Here is a 16,448-nt window from a genome sequence, read left to right as displayed (position 1 = left end):
CCCCCCTTATTGTCTACAGCGGCCGTATCTCACTGGCCATCTGGGTCTCGGTATCAAAGTAAAAGCGGTAGCCGCCGCCGTTTTTGACCTGCCAGCGGTAAAAATCGCCGCGCGGCCGGCCGCATTGTTCCAGCACCGCCATAATGGTGCCCCCGTGGCAAACTACTGCGGCCCGCTCATCCCGGTAAAGGCCGGCGCAAAGCTCGGTAAATCCGCGCCAACACCGCCGCCGAAACTGCACGGGATCCTCTCCGCCGGGAAAGGCGGTACGCCCACCGCTGTCCAGCCACCGCTGATAGGCGGGGTGTCCGCTGAGTTGGTGGTGACTTTTTCCCTCGAACTGGCCAAAATCACATTCCCGCAGCGCCTCTACACACATGGCTTGCCGCTGGGGATACACGATCTGGGCGGTCTGCACGCACCGCCGTAAAGGGCTGCAAAATACAGTCTCTACCGTCGGGTAGCGCCCCCGCTGTCGATCCAGCTGCAGCTGCCGGGTGCTCTCGACACACAGCGGCTCATCGGTGCAGCCGATGTAGGCCCCCCGCCGGTTGCCCGCTGTCGCCCCGTGGCGGATGAGCGCGATCTCTACACGCACGGCAGTTCCCCCTTTACTGCAGTGGGGATGCCGCAGCACAGCCGCACCACCAGGGGCAGTTTGCCGGTCAGCCAGCAGCACAACCGCCCCACTTCCTCGCGCCAACGGCGCCGGTCGGCCTCTATCGGCACTACCCCGGCCCCCACCTCATCGCAGAGGATCACACAGTCCCCCCTCTGCAGGTAGGGCTGCAGCACTGTCCGGGGCTCTATCCCCTCCGCCAGCAGCCGCTTTACCAGCAGGTGCAGCTCGCCCAACACCGGGTACCGAGCTAATTGGCGCCAGTCGTCCCGCCCGCCGTCAAAAATATCCTGGGGCCGGTAGCCGAGCTGTTCAGTGTAGTGGCGCTTGCCGCTATACGCCGCACCAACGATCAGCGCTCTCATAAAAAGCACCCCGCCAGCGCCGCCACTGCCAGCAGCCACAGCTCGGTCACGCAGAGCAAAAAACCTGCCAAGTCGCCCGAAAGCCCGCCAAATTCCCGCATGCACATCCGCCAAAACAGCCAAAACAGCACCACACAGCCGGCCGCGGCTATCGCTGCCGCCCGCCAGTTGACAGCTGCCATAGTCAGCAGCGCCAGCAGCGCATATAAAAAGCTGGTAGCGCGCACCGTGTTTTTTTCAGCACTGTCTGAAAACAGATACACCAGCCCCTCTTTTTTGGCCATGGGAAAGCTCACCACCGCCGCAGCACTCATGCTGCGCGACAGCACAAAGCCCGCGCACAGCACCACCCACCACCGGGTATCGGCGGCAAACTGTCCGGCCAGCGCATAGCTTGCCAGCAGCAGCACCCCACAGTAGATCACACCAAAAGCGCCTACATGGGGGTCTTTCAGTATCTCCAGCTTGCGCTGCTTTTCCAGGTGTGAACCCAGCGCATCACAGCTGTCGATAAATCCGTCCAAATGGATCCCGCCGGTCAGCAGCAGTGGCAGCAATACCACTCCCCCCGCCGTCAACATCGCCCCCAGCGTCAGGTGGCGGCACAGCTGCAGCCATCCCCAAACTGCCGCCCCGATACAACCGCCCACCAAGGGGAAAAAGCACATCGCATACTTCATCGTGCTCTTCTTCCACTGCACCTGCGGCATAGGCAGCACCGAATACATGGTAAATGCGGTCGCCAGACCACCCAGCAGTTCTCTCACCACAGCGCCTCTCCTCTCAAAAAATGCGGCACCCCACATATCACCTCGGCCACCAGATCGCTCTGTCTTGCCAGTAGGCAGTTGATGCGCCCCAGCAGTTCGATATAGTGCCAGGTCTCGCTGCTGTACTCGTCGGCACTGGCCCCCACCTCGTTTGTCACCACGATCAGGTGGGTACACCGCTCGTACAGTGCGGTGATCCCCTGCAAAATGTAAGTATCGGCCCTGTCGCCGGCTCCGCCAGGGGCATAGAGTTCATTGGCCAGCAGGTTGCCCATGCATTCCAGCAGCACCGTATCACAGCCGCGGGTATGCAGTGCGCCGATATCGGTGTAGCGGTCCACGCTCAAAAAGCCTTTGTGTTGCCGCTGCTGCCGGTGACGTCGAATACGCTGGACCGCCTCGTCGCCAAACGGCTCCATGGTGGCCACGTACAGCTTGTTTTTCCCCCAGCGCTGGGCCAGCGTCTCGGCCAGCAGCGATTTGCCGCTGCCCGAGGGCCCGCAGAGCAGCGCCATCACGGTGTGGTCCCTCTGTTCTTGCGGTACGCTCGGCAGGCATCGACAAAACGCTGCGCGATCTGGGGCGCTCCCGCCCAGTGCAGATGGGGGTAACCGGCGAGTATCTGTCCCTTGGCAGCAACACACTCCCAACTGCGCCCGCCCTTTTTGGCTGTAAAGGCATCTCCATTACAGCTGCTGTCGGCATAGTGGAACTCATGGGCCATCACTTGCTCACCGGCTTTAAATAGCAGCGTATCTCTTTTGGCTGTCAACTGGTGGTAGCCAAAGCGGCATAATCTCTGACCCATACTGCTCTCGCCCGGCAGGATGCCGGCCATGGGCCAGCGCTCCCCATCCTGGTCGGTAATAGCCTGTTGCAGATACATAAAGCCACCGCACTCGGCGTAAATGGGCATATCTTCTGCCGCCGCCTGACGCAAGTCGGCCAGCATGCTCTCGTTGTGTGAAAGCTGCCGCCCGTACATCTCCGGGTATCCCCCAGGCAGGATCAACCCGCCCAGATCTTTTGGCAAGTGTTTATCCTTTACAGGAGAAAAAGGGACGATCTGTGCCCCACAGCAGCGCAGCAGGTCCAGGTTGTCCTGATAAAAAAAGCAAAACGCCGCATCCCAGGCCAGCCCTATCCGCACCGGTGCCGCTGTACTGGTCAAGTCTGGCCAAAGCGGCTCGGCGATAAATGGCCGCCCCGTCTTAGCCAGATCCAGTAGCCCCTCCAGATCTATCGAGCTCTCGGCCTCATCGGCCAGCAGATCCAGCTTGTGCTGCAGATCGGCTACCTCTCCAGCTGTCACCAACCCCAGGTGGCGGCTGGCCAGCACTGCCTGGGGCACCGGCGGTAAATAGCCGTAAACGGGTATCTCACAGTGCTGCTGCAACAGTTCCCGGTATACCGGAAACATGGCCGGCTTGCACCTGCTCAGGAGCAAGCCCTGCACTTGGTTGGGTGCAAAACGCAAATATCCCTCTACTAGCGCGGCCAGAGAGCGCCCCATCCCCCGCACATCTACCACCAGTACCGTGGGGGTACCGGTCAGCAGTGCCAGCTGGTTGGTCGAGTCCTGCTCTTCCATCATGCTGCGCCCGTCATACAGCCCCATCACACCCTCGATCAGCGATAGATCACACCCGCCCGCGTGGGCCGCCAATAGGTCACACACCGCTGCCGGCCCACAGAGCACCGTGTCCAGGTTGTAAGACGGCACCCCCAGTACCCTGGTGTGAAACATGGGGTCTATGTAATCGGGCCCACATTTAAAACTGTGCAGGCGCAGGCCGCGGCGCTGCAGAGCACGCAGTATCGCACAGGTACAGGTCGTCTTTCCCGCCCCGCTGCCGGTAGCAGCCAGCAGCAACCGGGGCGGGTTATAGGTGCCTTTCATCGCCCGCTTCGGCCACTTATGATATACACCGGGTTTTGTCCCATCATCATATGGCTCGCCCCCACTTTTTTGGCATTGGCCGCAGAAATACTGGTGATCTGCGGTTCTATATCGTGGCGCTGTAGTGCCTGTATGGCCCTCTGTAACGTCTCCAGTGTAATGGCGGTGATCACCAGACGGGCAGCGGGATTTTTAAGCAGCACTTGGTCGATGATATCACCCAGCTTTCCGCCGCTGCCGCCGATAAACACCGCGTCCGGCGGCGGCAACACTGCCAGCTTATCCGGTGCCTCGGCATCTACCGGTACTACGTTGTAGGCGCCCAGCGCGGCAATATTTTGCCGCAACAGCGCCAGCGCCTCCGGGTCTCGCTCCAGGGCGTACACAGTGCCCCGGCAGGCGCGGTAAGCGGCCGATACCGCCACCGATCCGGTCCCCGCTCCGATGTCGTATACACAGTCGCCCGGTGCCACCTCTAAATAGGCAAGGCACAGAGCGCGCACCGGCTCTTTGGTCATGGGGGCCGCCCCACGCACAAAGTCGCTGTCGTGTAAACAGCGGGCTGGGTCGCGGGCATCGGGGTTTTGTACCAGCATCACGCTCAGGTCGCCAAACGTCTGCTCAGCCAGTTCGGCCGCCGTGCCGGTGGTGATGCGCTCGCTCGGCAGCGCCAAATCTTCCCCCACTGTCACCGGCAGCTTCCCCAGGCCGGCTGCCAGCAGCTGGGCACACAGCTGTTGGGGCCTCAGCACTCCGCCGGTCAGGGCAAATACCTGCCGGTTATAGCACGCCCAGGGTACGATCTGCATGCCGCGGCCATGGGCACTCAGCATACAGGTGTCCTGGTAATCGACGCCCAGTCGCGCGCACAGCAGCTGCAAGCTGCTGATACCGGGTAAAAAGCACAGCTGCCAGCAGTCTTTGTACCGCTTTTGCAGCGAGGCGGCCAAACTGTAAAAGCCCACATCGCCCGATACCAACACGCCCCAGTCAGCGCTGTCCGGCGCTGTATCCAGCGCCGCAAATATCTCCGGCAGCCCCATAGACCGGCTGTTGGCGGCAAGCGCCCCCAGCTGGCGGTGCAGCCGCGGGGTGCACAGCAGCAGGTCGGTCTGTGCCATAGCTGCCCGCACCTCACCGGTCAAAAGTGCCAAGCTCCCCGGGCCGGCTCCCATAACCGTCAGCTTTCTCACAGCTCGGCCGACTCCGCTACCCGTTGGGCCAACACATCCGCTATGCGCGGGTCCTCACCCAGCGCCTTGCCCATGGTCACCGTCACCCCCGGGTGACAGTCACAAAAAGCCTGCACCTCACCGGGTATATCTTCTTTGATATGGATGCCCGAAAACAAAAAGTAGGGCACTACCCGCACGTGGTCCACCCCTTGGTCGACCAGCCTCTGCAGCCCAGTGGCAATATTTTTTTCTGAAAACTCCATATAGGCGCTCTCCAGCGGAGGAGTCACCTTCTGCCGCACCATCTCTATAATGGCCTCAAAAGTCTTTTCAGTGGTCTTTTCACGGCTTCCGTGGGCAACGATCAGCGTTCCGGTCATGCTTGTATCCCTCCAAATTGTCTAATAACTTCCAGTGTGCGGTCAAGGTCTTCCTGGGTGTGAGCGGCGCCCACAAACATCGCCTCAAACTGCGCCGGCGCAATGTAGATACCGCGGTCCAACAAAAAGTGAAAATAGCGGGCATAGGCAGTGGTGTCGCTTTGGCGGGCGGTGTCGTAATCAGTCACCGGCACGTCACTAAAAAATGCGCACACCAGCGACCCCACCTGGTTCACCTGGCAGTCGGTGTACTGGCGGATACCCGCGGCCAAATAGCGGGCCTTTTCCTCTATCTCGCCGTATATCTGGGGCCGGTCGCGCAGCTGGGTCAGTGTGGCCAGCCCGGCCGCCATAGCCACCGGGTTTCCTGACAGGGTTCCCGCCTGGTACACGCTGCCCACCGGCGAAACGAACTCCATCACCCGGCGTTTACCGGCATAGGCGCCTACCGGCATCCCGCCGCCGATGATCTTACCATAGGTGACCAGATCGGCCTCCACGCCAAAATAGGCCATAGCGCCGCCCAGCGCCAGGCGAAAACCGGTGATGACCTCGTCAAAGATGAGCAGCGCTCCATACTGGTCGCACAGCTGCCGCAGCCCGGACAAAAAACCGTCAGCCGGCCCCACTACACCCATGTTGGCCCCCACCGGCTCTACGATCACCGCCGCCACCTGTCCGGCATTCTTGGCAAACAGCTCCGCCACCGAGTCCAGGTCGTTATAGTTTGCCAGCAGCGTATCTTGGGCCGCACCGGCAGTCACACCGCTGCTGTCGGGATTGCCGGTCGTCAGTGCGCCCGAGCCCGCCTTTACCAGCATGCTGTCGCAGTGACCGTGGTAGCAGCCGGCAAATTTTATGATCTTGTCGCGGCCGGTATAGCCCCTTGCCAGCCGGATCGCACTCATCACCGCCTCGGTGCCGCTGTTTACCATGCGCACCATCTCCACCGGCTCCACCAGCTGGCAAATGAGCTCGGCCATCTGTACCTCCAGCTCGGTGGCCGCGCCAAAGCTCAGGCCGTTTTTCATGGTCTCCTGCACCGCCCGCAAGATCACCGGGTCGCTGTGCCCCAAGATCATCGGCCCCCACGACCCGATATAGTCGATATAGGCCTTGCCATCTACATCATATATGCGGTCGCCGGCCGCCCGGGCCATAAAGCGCGGTGCGCCCCCCACAGCGTGAAAGGCCCGCACCGGGCTGTTTACCCCGCCGGGCAGCACCTGTCTGGCCCGCTGGTATAGCTCTTCCGATCTGCCCATCAGCCAATATCTCCTCTCTGTATGGCGCCCGCCAGCTCTCTGGCGTAATAGGTGATGAGGATATCCGCCCCGGCGCGAAATACCGCCACCGCGCTCTCACACATCACCCCGTATTCGTCGATGAGCCCGGCGGCGGCCGCCGCCTTGGTCATGGCATACTCCCCGCTCACGCTGTAGGCGGCCAGTGGCAGATGGGTATGCTGCTTTACCGCCTGTATCACGTCCAAATAGGCCAGCGCAGGCTTCACCATCAGCAGGTCAGCCCCCTCTTTTACATCGGCCAGCGCCTCTTTGATCGCCTCCCGGCGGTTGTGGCAGTCCATCTGGTACGACTTGCGGTCGCCAAAGCTGGGAGCTGAGCCAGCCGCATCGCGAAATGGTCCGTAAAAGCTGGAGGCGTATTTCACCGCGTACGACAGTATGGGTAAATGGCCAAAGCCGGCCTCGTCCAGCGCCCGGCGAATAGCCTCTACCCGCCCATCCATCATGTCCGAGGGGGCCACCATGTCTGCTCCCGCCCGCGCGTGTGAAACGGCAATGCGCGCCAGATAGGGCAGTGTCTGGTCGTTGTCCACTGTTTGCCCGCTCAGTATGCCGCAGTGCCCGTGCGAGGTGTACTCACACATACAGATGTCAGTGATCAGGTACACGCGGTCGCCAAACTGGCGCCGAATGGCCCGCAGCCCCTGCTGGACTACACCGTCATCATCATAGGCGCCGCAGCCCACTTCATCCTTGTGCTCCGGCAGGCCAAACAGCAAAAACTTCGATACCCCACACTGCAGCGCCCGCTCGATCTCTTCGCCGATGCGGTCAGGGCTGCAGTGGTACTGCCCGGGCAGCGACGGTATCTCCTCTTTGATATCCTGCCCCTCTTTAATAAATACCGGCAGCACCAGCGCCTCGGCGCTCATACGCGTCTCCCGCACCAGTTCCCGCAACATGGGGGTGGTGCGCAGTCTACGTCCTCTCATCATAAGCCAACTCTCCCATCCATCTCAGCATGGCTGGTATCGTCGCCTCCGGCGACACCTCTACGCGCATGCCGCACGCGGCGGCAGCACGGGCCGTCTGTGGCCCTATACAGAGCGCGCGTATCGCGCGGCAGTCATATGTGCCCCCCAGCGCCGCCACCAGTCCCCGCACGCAGCTGGCACTGGTAAAAGTAACTGCATCAAACGCCGCCGGGTCAACACCGGTCACCGGCAGCTGCACCGTCTCGTACACGTCCAGCTTTTTGTGGGCAATGCCCGCGGCCGTCAAAATCTGCCCCAACTGTGGTGCTGCTACCCTGGCCTGTATCAGCAGCAGGTCGTCTTCTGGCCCCACCAGCCGCTGCTCCAGCAGCTGCTTAGCCAGGTCCTGTCCACTGTACCGACTGGGTACAAAGTCTGCCCGCAGCCCGTAGGGGCGCAGCGCCGCCGCCGTCTGTCGGCCCACGGCAAATAGTCTTCGGCCAAACAGAGCTCGTGCATCCTGTCTCTGCTGCCACAGCCGTTCCATAAAGGCCTCTACTCCTACGGCGCTGGTAAATACCAGTGCCGTATAGCGGCTTAGGTCGGGCCATAAAAACTCTAGCGGGCGGGTCTCTATGGTCGGGGCGCAAACAACCTCTGCCCCCAACTGGCGCAGGCCGTCAGCCATCTTCTGGGCCCCATCCCGCGAGCGGGTCACCAAAAAGCGTCTCCCCTTCAGGGGCAGAGCATCAAACCAGTCAAATTCATCGGCTAAGGCGCACACCCGCCCCACAATAATAAGCGCCGGCGACTGCACTGCGTTTTTTTGTACCGTATCCTCCAGTCGGCACAGTGCGGTGACAAAACGCCGCTGTTGGGGCCGGGTGCCGTTTTCTACAACTGCCGCCGGCATCTGCGGGTCCATCCCCGCCCGCAGCAGCCCCTCGGCGATCTCTCCTGCACTGGCTACCGACATCAAAAACAGCAGTGTACCGCCCAACCGCACCAGCGCCGGGTAATCGAGTTGCAGCTGCTGGTCTTGTCGCCGGTGCCCGGTAATGATATGTAAAGACGAGCAGAAGTCCCGGTGGGTCCCCGGGATCCCGGCATAGGTAGCCGCCGCTATGGCCGAGGTGATGCCCGGCACCACCTCAAAGGCGATACCCGCCTCCCGCAGGGCCTCCAGCTCCTCGCCGCCGCGGCCAAATACGAAGCTGTCGCCACCCTTTAGCCGTACCACCGGCCCCCCATTCTGGGCCTGCTCCACCAGTATCTGGTTGATGCGCCACTGGGGCACCGGGTGGTCGCCGGCGCGTTTGCCCACATCTATCTTTTTGGCCCCGGCAGGTATCATCGCTAAAATATCAGCGCCCACCAGCCGGTCGTACACCACCGTTTGGGCCGCCGCCAACAGCGCCGCCCCTCTCTGGGTCAATAATCCCTTGTCTCCGGGTCCGGCCCCCACCAGATACACTTTACCTGCCGCCACCAAAAGCCCCCCTCATCTTTTCTGCCAGCGTCTGTCCCAGCTCCACCGGCCGGTCAATGGGACCGCGGCAGCTGTCAATGGCAAAGTCGTCGCTGCCCTCACCGGCAAAAAGCCCGGTCAGGGTAATGATATCCCCCTTCACCGTAGCATAGGCCGCCACCGGTGAAGAACAGCCGCCATCCAGTGTCCGCACAAAGCTGCGCTCGCAGTCACAGACTACTTTGGCCAGCGGGTCGTGGGCTGCTCGTACCGGTGTCGCGTCAAAATCGCGCCGGGCCTGCACGGCCATCACCCCCTGACAGGCGGCCGGCAGTATCTGCGTGACCGAGTAGATATGGGCGATGCGCGCCTGTAGTCCCAGCCGCTTTATGCCCGCATAGGCCAGCACCAGCCCGCTATATTCGCCCCGGTCCAGCTTTTGCAGCCTGGTCAAAACATTGCCCCGCACCGGTTTCACCTGCATGTGCGGGTACAGCTTTTGCAGCTGTATGCGGCGGCGGGCGCTGGCACAGCCCAGCGGCAGCGCCGGGTCCAACTCTTTTGCCCCCAGGGGCAGTATCAGCACATCGCGGGGGTCTTCCCGCGGCGACACCGCCACCACTGGCAGCGCCGGGTCCTCCTCCATGGGCATGTCTTTGTAGCTGTGCACCGTCAGGTCGGCCCGCCCCTCCAGCAGCGCCTTGTCCAGTTCCTTCACAAACAGTCCTTTACCACCGATCTTGTCTAGCGTGCGGTCCAGTATCTTGTCACCGGTGGTCTTCATGGTCAAGAGCTCCAGCTCTATTTCTGGGTGCGCCGCTTTTATGGCCTCCATCACCAGCTGCGACTGGATGACTGCCAACCTGCTCTCTCTACTCGCTACCGTTATCTTCATGCCGTAATACCTCCCGGATCTTTGCCGCCGTGCGGGCCACCTGCCGGTGATCTCCGCCGCGCCCCACCAGCGCTGCCGTCTGTGTCTCCCCCAGCGCCAGCGCGGGAAAGTAAAAGTCGCACTGGTGCCGGTCGCCGGCGTTGTTTGCGAAAATGCCGCGATCCTGTGCACAATTGACGACCCATCTGTTTACTTCACTGCTGTCAGTGGCCGCCAGCACCATATCGCTCTGCCTCACGTCCGGCTCGGCAAAGCAGCGCTTACGCCAGCATATCGCCCCCTGCCCGGCCAGGTCTCGCAGATGTTTGCTCACCTGTGGCGCCACCACTGTCACCTGCTGCCAATCAAAGTGCAGCAGCGACTGCACGCGCCTGGTCGCCACCTGGCCGCCGCCCACCACCAGCACCCTCTTGTTCGCTGTTTGCACAAACAGTGGAAAGTAGCACCGCCGCGCCGCCGACACTTCCCATTCTTCTGGCAGCTGCCAAATCGCAGCAATGCGCCGCCACACCTCTGCCAGCGAAAGTCCCTGTTCGCTGGTGGGGCGGTCGATGACCACCACCTGGGCGCCGGCCATCTTTGCCCCCTGCAGCTTTTGCGCAAATCCACCCGCCGCGCCCGAGCTCTTGGTCAGCAGGTAGCGGCAACTGTATTGGCGCAAAAGTGCCGCATTCAGCTCGGCCGAAAACGGCCCCTGCATACACAGGATGTGCGCCCCCGCGAAACCCAGCGCCCGGCAGGCAGACAGGTTTTCTTCCAGTGGCAAAATGCGGGCGTAAACCCGCTTCCGGTAGTCCGGCAGCTGGCACAACTGCTCTAGCTGCTTGCTGCCGACGGTACATAAAATTCCGCCATCGGTATCCCGCAAGTAGTCTACTGCCGCCGCCATATCGGTGCAGTTTATCACCTCTTCGCCCGGCTGCTCGGGCCGCACCAACCGCAGGTAAGGTACCCGCCGCACCGCGCAGGCGGCGGCGATGTTGGCCGTGGCCCTATCGGCATAGGGGTGGGTGGCATCCACCACCAGCCGGTATGTCCCGCCGGCCAGCATCGCCGCTATCTGCCCCTCGTCCAGCCGCCCAGTATGTATCTTTCCGCCCAGCTCCTGCAGCTGGCTGCGGCCGTAATCGGTGGCCACCGCCGCCTCGGCGTCGATACCGCAGTTCAGAGCGCGGGCAAACAGCTCCCGCCCCTCGCTGGTGCCGGCAAACAGCAGCAGCTTACCGGGCGCCATCAGTGCAGTACCCCCGGGGCGTCACCATGCGATTGCCGATCTGCATAGTCTGGCTGTTGCCGATAAACACGGTGGTGAACATATCCGCCGGCATATCCCGCAGCTGTGCCAACGTGCACACCTGGCTCTGCTGCCCTGCGCGGCCGATGTTGCGCACCACACCGCAAACGGTAGCGGGCGATTGATGGCGCAGAACCTCATCGCAGGCCCTCTGCAGATAGTCGTGCCGCTTTTTGCTGGCCGGGTTATACAGGCAGATAACAAAATCCGCCTGTGCTGCCAGCTGCAGCCGCCTGGCGATCTTCTCCCACGGCGTCAGCAGGTCGCTCAGGCTGATCACGGCAAAGTCGTGGATGAGCGGCGCCCCCAGCACGGCCGCACCACTGCAGGCGGCGGTGATACCGGGCAGTATCTCCACCTGCACCGCCGGGTACTCCTGCGCCAGCTGCAACAAGACGCCGGCCATACCGTACACTCCGCTGTCGCCGCTGCACACCAGCGCTACCGTATGGCCGGCCGCCGCCTGTTCCAAAGCCAGCCGGCAGCGCTCCACCTCCCGCCTCATCGGGGTCGAGAGCACCGTTTTGCCCGCTGTCAGGTCAGCTACCAGCTCTACATACAGCGTGTAGCCCACCACCGTGTCGCTCTCTTCTATAGCCCGCAGTGCGTCACCGGTCATAAAACAGCTGTTGCCCGGGCCCAGGCCCACCGCATACAGTTTGCTCATTGCGCCACTACCTCCTCTCTGTATCGCCGCCACTTCTGTAGATCTGCATAGTGCCTTTCGATCAACCGGTCTATCTCCTCCAGCTGTCGGCGGTGGTCAGCGGCGATATCCTGCCCCGACAGCGTATCCACGTTATACAGGGTGATGCCCGGCAGTTGACCGATGCTGCGCTGAATATCCCGCGGCACCGCCAGATCGATGAGCAGCGCCGGCTGACGCTGCAGCTGTGTAAAGCCCTCCAGCTTTATCGTGTGGTGGGGGCTGGAAGTCGCGCTCACCACCGCGTCAAAGCGGGGCATCTGCTCGTAGCGCTGGCTGTAGTCAAAGGCCTGTGCGCCGCTCGGCAGCTCTACCTGGCTGTACTTGTACTGGCGCAGCGTCATGCTCACTCTGTAGCCGCTGTCTAAAAGCGCCTGCGCCACCAGCTTGCCCACTTCCCCGTTGCCGATCACCAGAACCTCTTCTACCGGCTGTCCAAAGCTTTTTACAGCCGCCAGCGTCTGTGCCGCTACCGAGTCCACCGCCCGCGAAAAGCGCACCTTGGTCTTTATATCCTTAGCCGCCGCGATCGCCGTGCGAAAAGTCACCTCTAAATAGCTGTCGATAGCCCCGCAGGCCCGGGCGTGTGCCTGGGCATTTTTCACCTGGGTGATGATCTGGTCCTCGCCCCATATCTGCGATTTGGCCCCGCAGGCCAGCCGGCACAGGTGCCAAAATGCCTCCCGGCCGCGGCGGCCGCGGTACATCTGCGCATACTGCGCCGCATCTTCGCCCATGGCCGCACACAGCAGCAAAAACGGGTCGGGCGCATGGTCCTCCGCACACGAGAGGTACACCTCGGTGCGGTTGCAGGTGCACAGAAGTACCGCCCCCAACACACCGCGCTGCTGCCGCAAACTGTCATACAGTTCCTGACAGCGCGACTTGGTAAATGAAAATTTTTCACGGATGTCAATGCCCGCCAAGCTGTGGTCGATGCCCGCCATACAGATATTCAAAAGCTACAACTCCAATCTGCCGCCGCCAGCGCCAGCGTCATGCCGTCGCACACCTGCTTCGATAAGATCAGCTCTCCGCCGGCAGCCACTGCGCTGCGCTCGCACACGTTGTCCGTCCCGGTGGTGCGCAGCACGAAATCCGATACGGCAAACCGTCCCGGCACCGCCTGCAACTGCGCGGCCGAATAGGTCCAAAAAGGCAGGCTGTACTTTTGCGCCAGCGCACAGATGGCCGGCTCCTCCCGCTTGAGGTCGATAGAGGCCAGCCCCCGCACCGCCAGCGGCGAAACGCCGGCCAGCTGCAGCGACTGTACAAAAAAGCGCTCCAATGCCTGTGCGTCGGTCCCCTTTTTGCAGCCGACGCCCACCGTCACGATGCGGGGGTACAGGTGCAGCGTAGTCGTAAAGGGCTGTCTTTTTCCATCCAGCGAGATGCACAGCCCCACCTGCGCCCCGGTTCCCGTCTCCAGGCCCGACGGCAGCTGTCCGCGCACCTCAAAATCACTGTACAGGCCCACCGTCTGGCCCCGCAAAAGCATGCCCGATACCGCCCGGATGCGGTCGATCTCACCGATGACACAGCCCGCCTTCTGGCTCCACAGGTCCACGGCAAATACGCCGTTCAGGTCGGTGGCCGTAGTCAGTACCGGGGTGGCTCCCAGCTGCCGGGCCAGTTTGGTGGCCAGCGCATTAGCGCCCCCCAAATGCCCCGACAAAATAGGGATGACGAACTGCCCCTTCTCGTCCAGCACCAGCACGGCCGGGTCGCGGTCTTTACGGCGCAGGTGCGGCGCGATAGCCCGCACCGCAATACCTGCCGCCCCCACGAACACCAGTCCCTCACAGTCGGGCATCCAGGTGGCAACGAACTCGTCCAGCGGCATATCGCGCGGGCGCAGCGTACAGCTGTAACCGGGCAGCTGGGCAATATATCGGGCCAGCGCCGCCCCCGCCGCGGTAAAGGCACACAGCGCTAACTTCACTGGCTGGCCTCGCGAAACAGGTGCGAAAACCCCGGGTCATAGAGCTTTGAGCGCTGGTATTCGTCGCCCAAAAACTCCCCCACCAAAATAAGGGCCGTCTTGTCTATCCCGTGGCTGGCTGCCGCCGCTGCCAACTCCCCCACTTTGGTGTGGACGATCTGCTGATCGGGCCAGCTGGCCCGATATACGATGGCCGCCGGCGTATCGGCCCGGTAGCCGCCCTCCAACAGCTGGCGCGATAGTTTTTTTAGCATACTGGCGCTCAAAAACACCACCATGCTGGCGCCATGGGCCGCCAGCGCCGGTATGCGCTCGGCCTCTGGCACCGGGGTGCGCCCCTCCAGGCGGGTCAGTATCACCGTCTGGCTCACTCCGGGCAGCGTGTACTCCGCTCCCACGGCCGCCGCCGCCCCGCAAAATGAGCTCACGCCCGGCACCACCTCGTAGGCGATGCCCAGCTGTTCTAACCGGTCCATCTGCTCGCGGATCGCACCGTACAGACAGGGGTCACCGGTGTGCAGGCGCACCGTGTTCTTGTGCTCCCGCTCTCCCCGCTGCATCACTGCCAATACCTCTTCCAGCGTCATGGCCGCGCTGTTATAGATCTCGCATCCCGGTCTGGTGCTCTTTAGCAGCTCAGGGTTCACCAGCGACCCGGCGTAGATAACGATGTCGGCGGCCGCCAGCTTCTGCTGGCCCCGCACAGTGATGAGGTCTGGTGCCCCCGGTCCCGCTCCCACAAAATCGATCACTGGCTCTCCTCCTTGGCGATCACTACTGTAAAATAGCTGGCGCTTTCATCTATCTGTTTTAGATCTTCATACAGCGCCTGTCCCGGCATCCCACAGCGCTCTACCGCCCGCGCGCGCAGTTGCGGCCTCGCCGCCAGCTGTTTTTTTATCTGCTGCAGGCTGCGCCCCGACTTCATCAGCACTTTGGTGCCGGGGTAATCCAGCGCCAGCTGGCTGTCCGGGTACGAAGCAGGTATCACATGCAGCATCTCGCCCCCCTCACACAACGGCATATCCAAAGCCGCCGCCGCCGCGCAAAACGACGGCACCCCCGGCACGATACGGGTGGGGTACCCCCGCTCTTTTAAAATGCGGTGCAAATACATCGGGGTGGCGTATACCGTGGGGTCTCCCAACGTCAAAAACGCCACATTCTCCCCCCGGTCCAAATAGCCGGCCAGCAGGTCGGCGTTTTGGGCAAATACCGCCTGCAGCTGCCCGCGGTCGCGGCTCATGGGGGCTGGGCAGTAGAGCAGCTCTTTGCCCTCCAGCAACGCCCCGGCAATGCGCGCTGCCGCGTTGTCCCCGGCACCGCTGGCCGGCAGTGCCACCACCCGGCAGCGCTTAATGGTGTCCACCGCCGCCAATGTCAGCAGCTGTGGGTCACCGGGGCCTACCCCCACGCTAATAAAAGTTCCCGTCATCTGTGTTCTCCTCTTATCTGCGCCGCCAGCGCCTGGGCGCCATCGGTCTGGGCCAGCAGCGTCTGCCCGCTGCCAAACAGCAGCACTTCTACTGCCAGTCGCCCTTTGGTGCGGTAGTCGATCTGTCGGCATATCCGCTCTAGCACCACAGCAAATACCGGTCCGGTCAGTGCGTGCCGGTCTAGCAGCTCCACCGCGCGGTCGGTGGTATTACAGCAGAGCAGCTGCTGTACCAGCGCACGCGGTGCCCCACAGGCAGCGGCGTGGGCAGCCAGTATCTCCATGCGGCAGTCAGCCACCGAAGAATGGGTGTTCATCACTCCGCCGGCCACCTTTACCAGCTTTCCCACATGTCCCACCAGCAGCGCCTGTTTAAAGCTCTTATACACCAGGTAATCCAACGTATCACCGATGAAATTCGAAAATTTAATGCTATTTTCCAGGTCTAGCCCCAGCTTTTCCAGGCAGTAATCACGCCCATAATTCCCCGGGGAAAGTACCACTCTCTCCGGGTTGCGCAGTTTGGCCCGGTCAACGAGCAGGTGGATGGTCTCGGTCAGAGCGCGTTCGCTCATGGGCTCCACGATACCAGTGGTCCCCAGAATAGAGATCCCCCCCGCAATGCCAAGCCGCGGATTAAAGGTCTCTCTGGCGATCTCGGCGCCGTTTTCAGCGCCGATGCGCACCTGCAGTCCACCGCTATACGCACAGGTATCGCACAGCCGCCGCAGGTTCTCCTCGATCATCCTGCGGGGCACCGGATTTATGGCCGGTTGGCCCACCGGCACCTGCAGCCCCGGCTGGGTCACTGTGCCCACCCCGGCCCCACCCAGCAGCTCTATGCCGGATGGGATACAGCGTACCTGGGCCGTAATGCCCATGCCGTGGGTCACATCGGGGTCGTCCCCGGCATCTTTAACCACCCGGGCCTCTGTGCAGTCTTGCTGCCAGCACACCTGGGCCGGCAGCTGGGCCGTCTGTCCGCCGGGCAGCGTGATCTGCACCTGGGTCAGGTTCTCCCCGCGCAGCAGCAGCCAAGCCGCGGCCACCGCAGCGGCGGCGGCACAGCTGCCGGTGGTGTAGCCCCGGCGCAGGGCCTGTCCATTTTTTATCACCTGCCGCACCGGTCTACACCCCCATACTCTCTCCCGCTGCCTGGCGGCACAAAAAAGCTCCCTGCCACCCTGTACCGCGCAGAGGGGGGCAGAGAGCCTATCGCCAAGTGCCTGCTGCACCCACAGTATCAAAGATCACACGGGCGCAGCGATCGCTCCAGTC

18 protein-coding genes are annotated in these 16,448 nt (G+C 62.4%); all 18 read right to left on the bottom strand.

The window, feature by feature from the left end:
• Positions 1-13: 13 nt before the first annotated feature.
• The 18 genes from C6Y32_RS03900 to cbiD are packed head-to-tail and all read right to left on the bottom strand — an operon-like array spanning position 14 to position 16,294.
• The gene (locus C6Y32_RS03900) at positions 14-598 is read right to left on the bottom strand and encodes a histidine phosphatase family protein (RefSeq protein WP_164998127.1); all 585 of its coding nucleotides are present in this window, start codon (positions 596-598) and stop codon (positions 14-16) included.
• Positions 589-984, bottom strand: a complete 396-nt coding sequence (locus tag C6Y32_RS15090) for a bifunctional adenosylcobinamide kinase/adenosylcobinamide-phosphate guanylyltransferase (protein WP_129589381.1) — start codon at positions 982-984, stop codon at positions 589-591. Before C6Y32_RS15090 ends, C6Y32_RS03900 begins: the two co-directional genes overlap by 10 nt.
• Positions 981-1,751, bottom strand: coding sequence for an adenosylcobinamide-GDP ribazoletransferase (locus tag C6Y32_RS03895; RefSeq protein WP_243562511.1), 771 nt, complete (start codon positions 1,749-1,751; stop codon positions 981-983). Before C6Y32_RS03895 ends, C6Y32_RS15090 begins: the two co-directional genes overlap by 4 nt.
• Positions 1,748-2,269 (bottom strand): bifunctional adenosylcobinamide kinase/adenosylcobinamide-phosphate guanylyltransferase, encoded by a 522-nt coding sequence (locus C6Y32_RS03890; RefSeq protein WP_243562532.1) that lies wholly within the window; start codon positions 2,267-2,269, stop codon positions 1,748-1,750. Before C6Y32_RS03890 ends, C6Y32_RS03895 begins: the two co-directional genes overlap by 4 nt.
• On the bottom strand, positions 2,269-3,654 hold the full coding sequence (locus C6Y32_RS03885) for a cobyrinic acid a,c-diamide synthase CobB (protein WP_105203866.1): 1,386 nt from the start codon (positions 3,652-3,654) through the stop codon (positions 2,269-2,271). The genes C6Y32_RS03890 and C6Y32_RS03885 overlap by 1 nt, the downstream gene beginning before the upstream one ends.
• The gene (cbiE, locus tag C6Y32_RS03880; RefSeq protein WP_105203864.1) at positions 3,651-4,847 is read right to left on the bottom strand and encodes a precorrin-6y C5,15-methyltransferase (decarboxylating) subunit CbiE; all 1,197 of its coding nucleotides are present in this window, start codon (positions 4,845-4,847) and stop codon (positions 3,651-3,653) included. Before cbiE ends, C6Y32_RS03885 begins: the two co-directional genes overlap by 4 nt.
• Positions 4,844-5,209, bottom strand: a complete 366-nt coding sequence (locus C6Y32_RS03875; RefSeq protein WP_105203862.1) for a sirohydrochlorin chelatase — start codon at positions 5,207-5,209, stop codon at positions 4,844-4,846. The genes cbiE and C6Y32_RS03875 overlap by 4 nt, the downstream gene beginning before the upstream one ends.
• Positions 5,206-6,474: a glutamate-1-semialdehyde 2,1-aminomutase gene (gene hemL / locus C6Y32_RS03870; RefSeq protein ID WP_105203860.1), complete on the bottom strand. Its 1,269-nt coding sequence runs from the start codon at positions 6,472-6,474 to the stop codon at positions 5,206-5,208. The genes C6Y32_RS03875 and hemL overlap by 4 nt, the downstream gene beginning before the upstream one ends.
• The gene (gene hemB / locus C6Y32_RS03865; protein WP_105203858.1) at positions 6,474-7,451 is read right to left on the bottom strand and encodes a porphobilinogen synthase; all 978 of its coding nucleotides are present in this window, start codon (positions 7,449-7,451) and stop codon (positions 6,474-6,476) included. The genes hemL and hemB overlap by 1 nt, the downstream gene beginning before the upstream one ends.
• Positions 7,435-8,919, bottom strand: a complete 1,485-nt coding sequence (cobA, locus tag C6Y32_RS03860) for a uroporphyrinogen-III C-methyltransferase (protein WP_105203857.1) — start codon at positions 8,917-8,919, stop codon at positions 7,435-7,437. The genes hemB and cobA overlap by 17 nt, the downstream gene beginning before the upstream one ends.
• Positions 8,906-9,793, bottom strand: coding sequence for a hydroxymethylbilane synthase (gene hemC, locus C6Y32_RS03855; RefSeq protein ID WP_105203855.1), 888 nt, complete (start codon positions 9,791-9,793; stop codon positions 8,906-8,908). Before hemC ends, cobA begins: the two co-directional genes overlap by 14 nt.
• Positions 9,771-11,027, bottom strand: a complete 1,257-nt coding sequence (cobK, locus tag C6Y32_RS03850) for a precorrin-6A reductase (RefSeq protein ID WP_105203853.1) — start codon at positions 11,025-11,027, stop codon at positions 9,771-9,773. The genes hemC and cobK overlap by 23 nt, the downstream gene beginning before the upstream one ends.
• The gene (cobJ, locus tag C6Y32_RS03845) at positions 11,014-11,754 is read right to left on the bottom strand and encodes a precorrin-3B C(17)-methyltransferase (protein WP_105203851.1); all 741 of its coding nucleotides are present in this window, start codon (positions 11,752-11,754) and stop codon (positions 11,014-11,016) included. The genes cobK and cobJ overlap by 14 nt, the downstream gene beginning before the upstream one ends.
• Positions 11,751-12,752 carry a glutamyl-tRNA reductase gene (locus tag C6Y32_RS03840; protein WP_105203849.1) on the bottom strand — a complete coding sequence of 334 codons (1,002 nt, stop codon included), beginning with the start codon at positions 12,750-12,752 and terminating at the stop codon, positions 11,751-11,753. Before C6Y32_RS03840 ends, cobJ begins: the two co-directional genes overlap by 4 nt.
• Positions 12,749-13,735, bottom strand: coding sequence for a cobalt-precorrin 5A hydrolase (locus C6Y32_RS03835; protein WP_105203847.1), 987 nt, complete (start codon positions 13,733-13,735; stop codon positions 12,749-12,751). The genes C6Y32_RS03840 and C6Y32_RS03835 overlap by 4 nt, the downstream gene beginning before the upstream one ends.
• On the bottom strand, positions 13,732-14,487 hold the full coding sequence (gene cobM / locus C6Y32_RS03830) for a precorrin-4 C(11)-methyltransferase (RefSeq protein WP_105203845.1): 756 nt from the start codon (positions 14,485-14,487) through the stop codon (positions 13,732-13,734). Before cobM ends, C6Y32_RS03835 begins: the two co-directional genes overlap by 4 nt.
• Entirely contained in the window at positions 14,484-15,170 is a 687-nt protein-coding gene (cobI, locus tag C6Y32_RS03825; RefSeq protein WP_164998126.1) for a precorrin-2 C(20)-methyltransferase, read from the bottom strand. The genes cobM and cobI overlap by 4 nt, the downstream gene beginning before the upstream one ends.
• Positions 15,167-16,294, bottom strand: a complete 1,128-nt coding sequence (gene cbiD / locus C6Y32_RS03820; RefSeq protein ID WP_164998125.1) for a cobalt-precorrin-5B (C(1))-methyltransferase CbiD — start codon at positions 16,292-16,294, stop codon at positions 15,167-15,169. Before cbiD ends, cobI begins: the two co-directional genes overlap by 4 nt.
• Between the last annotated feature and the right edge of the window lie 154 nt (positions 16,295-16,448).

The organism is Neobittarella massiliensis (ex Bilen et al. 2018), from assembly GCF_900289145.1.
GTDB lineage: Bacteria > Bacillota > Clostridia > Oscillospirales > Ruminococcaceae > Neobittarella > Neobittarella massiliensis.
The sequence above is the reverse complement of the archived record's forward strand: the minus strand, read 5'-3'. Positions and strand labels throughout refer to the sequence as shown.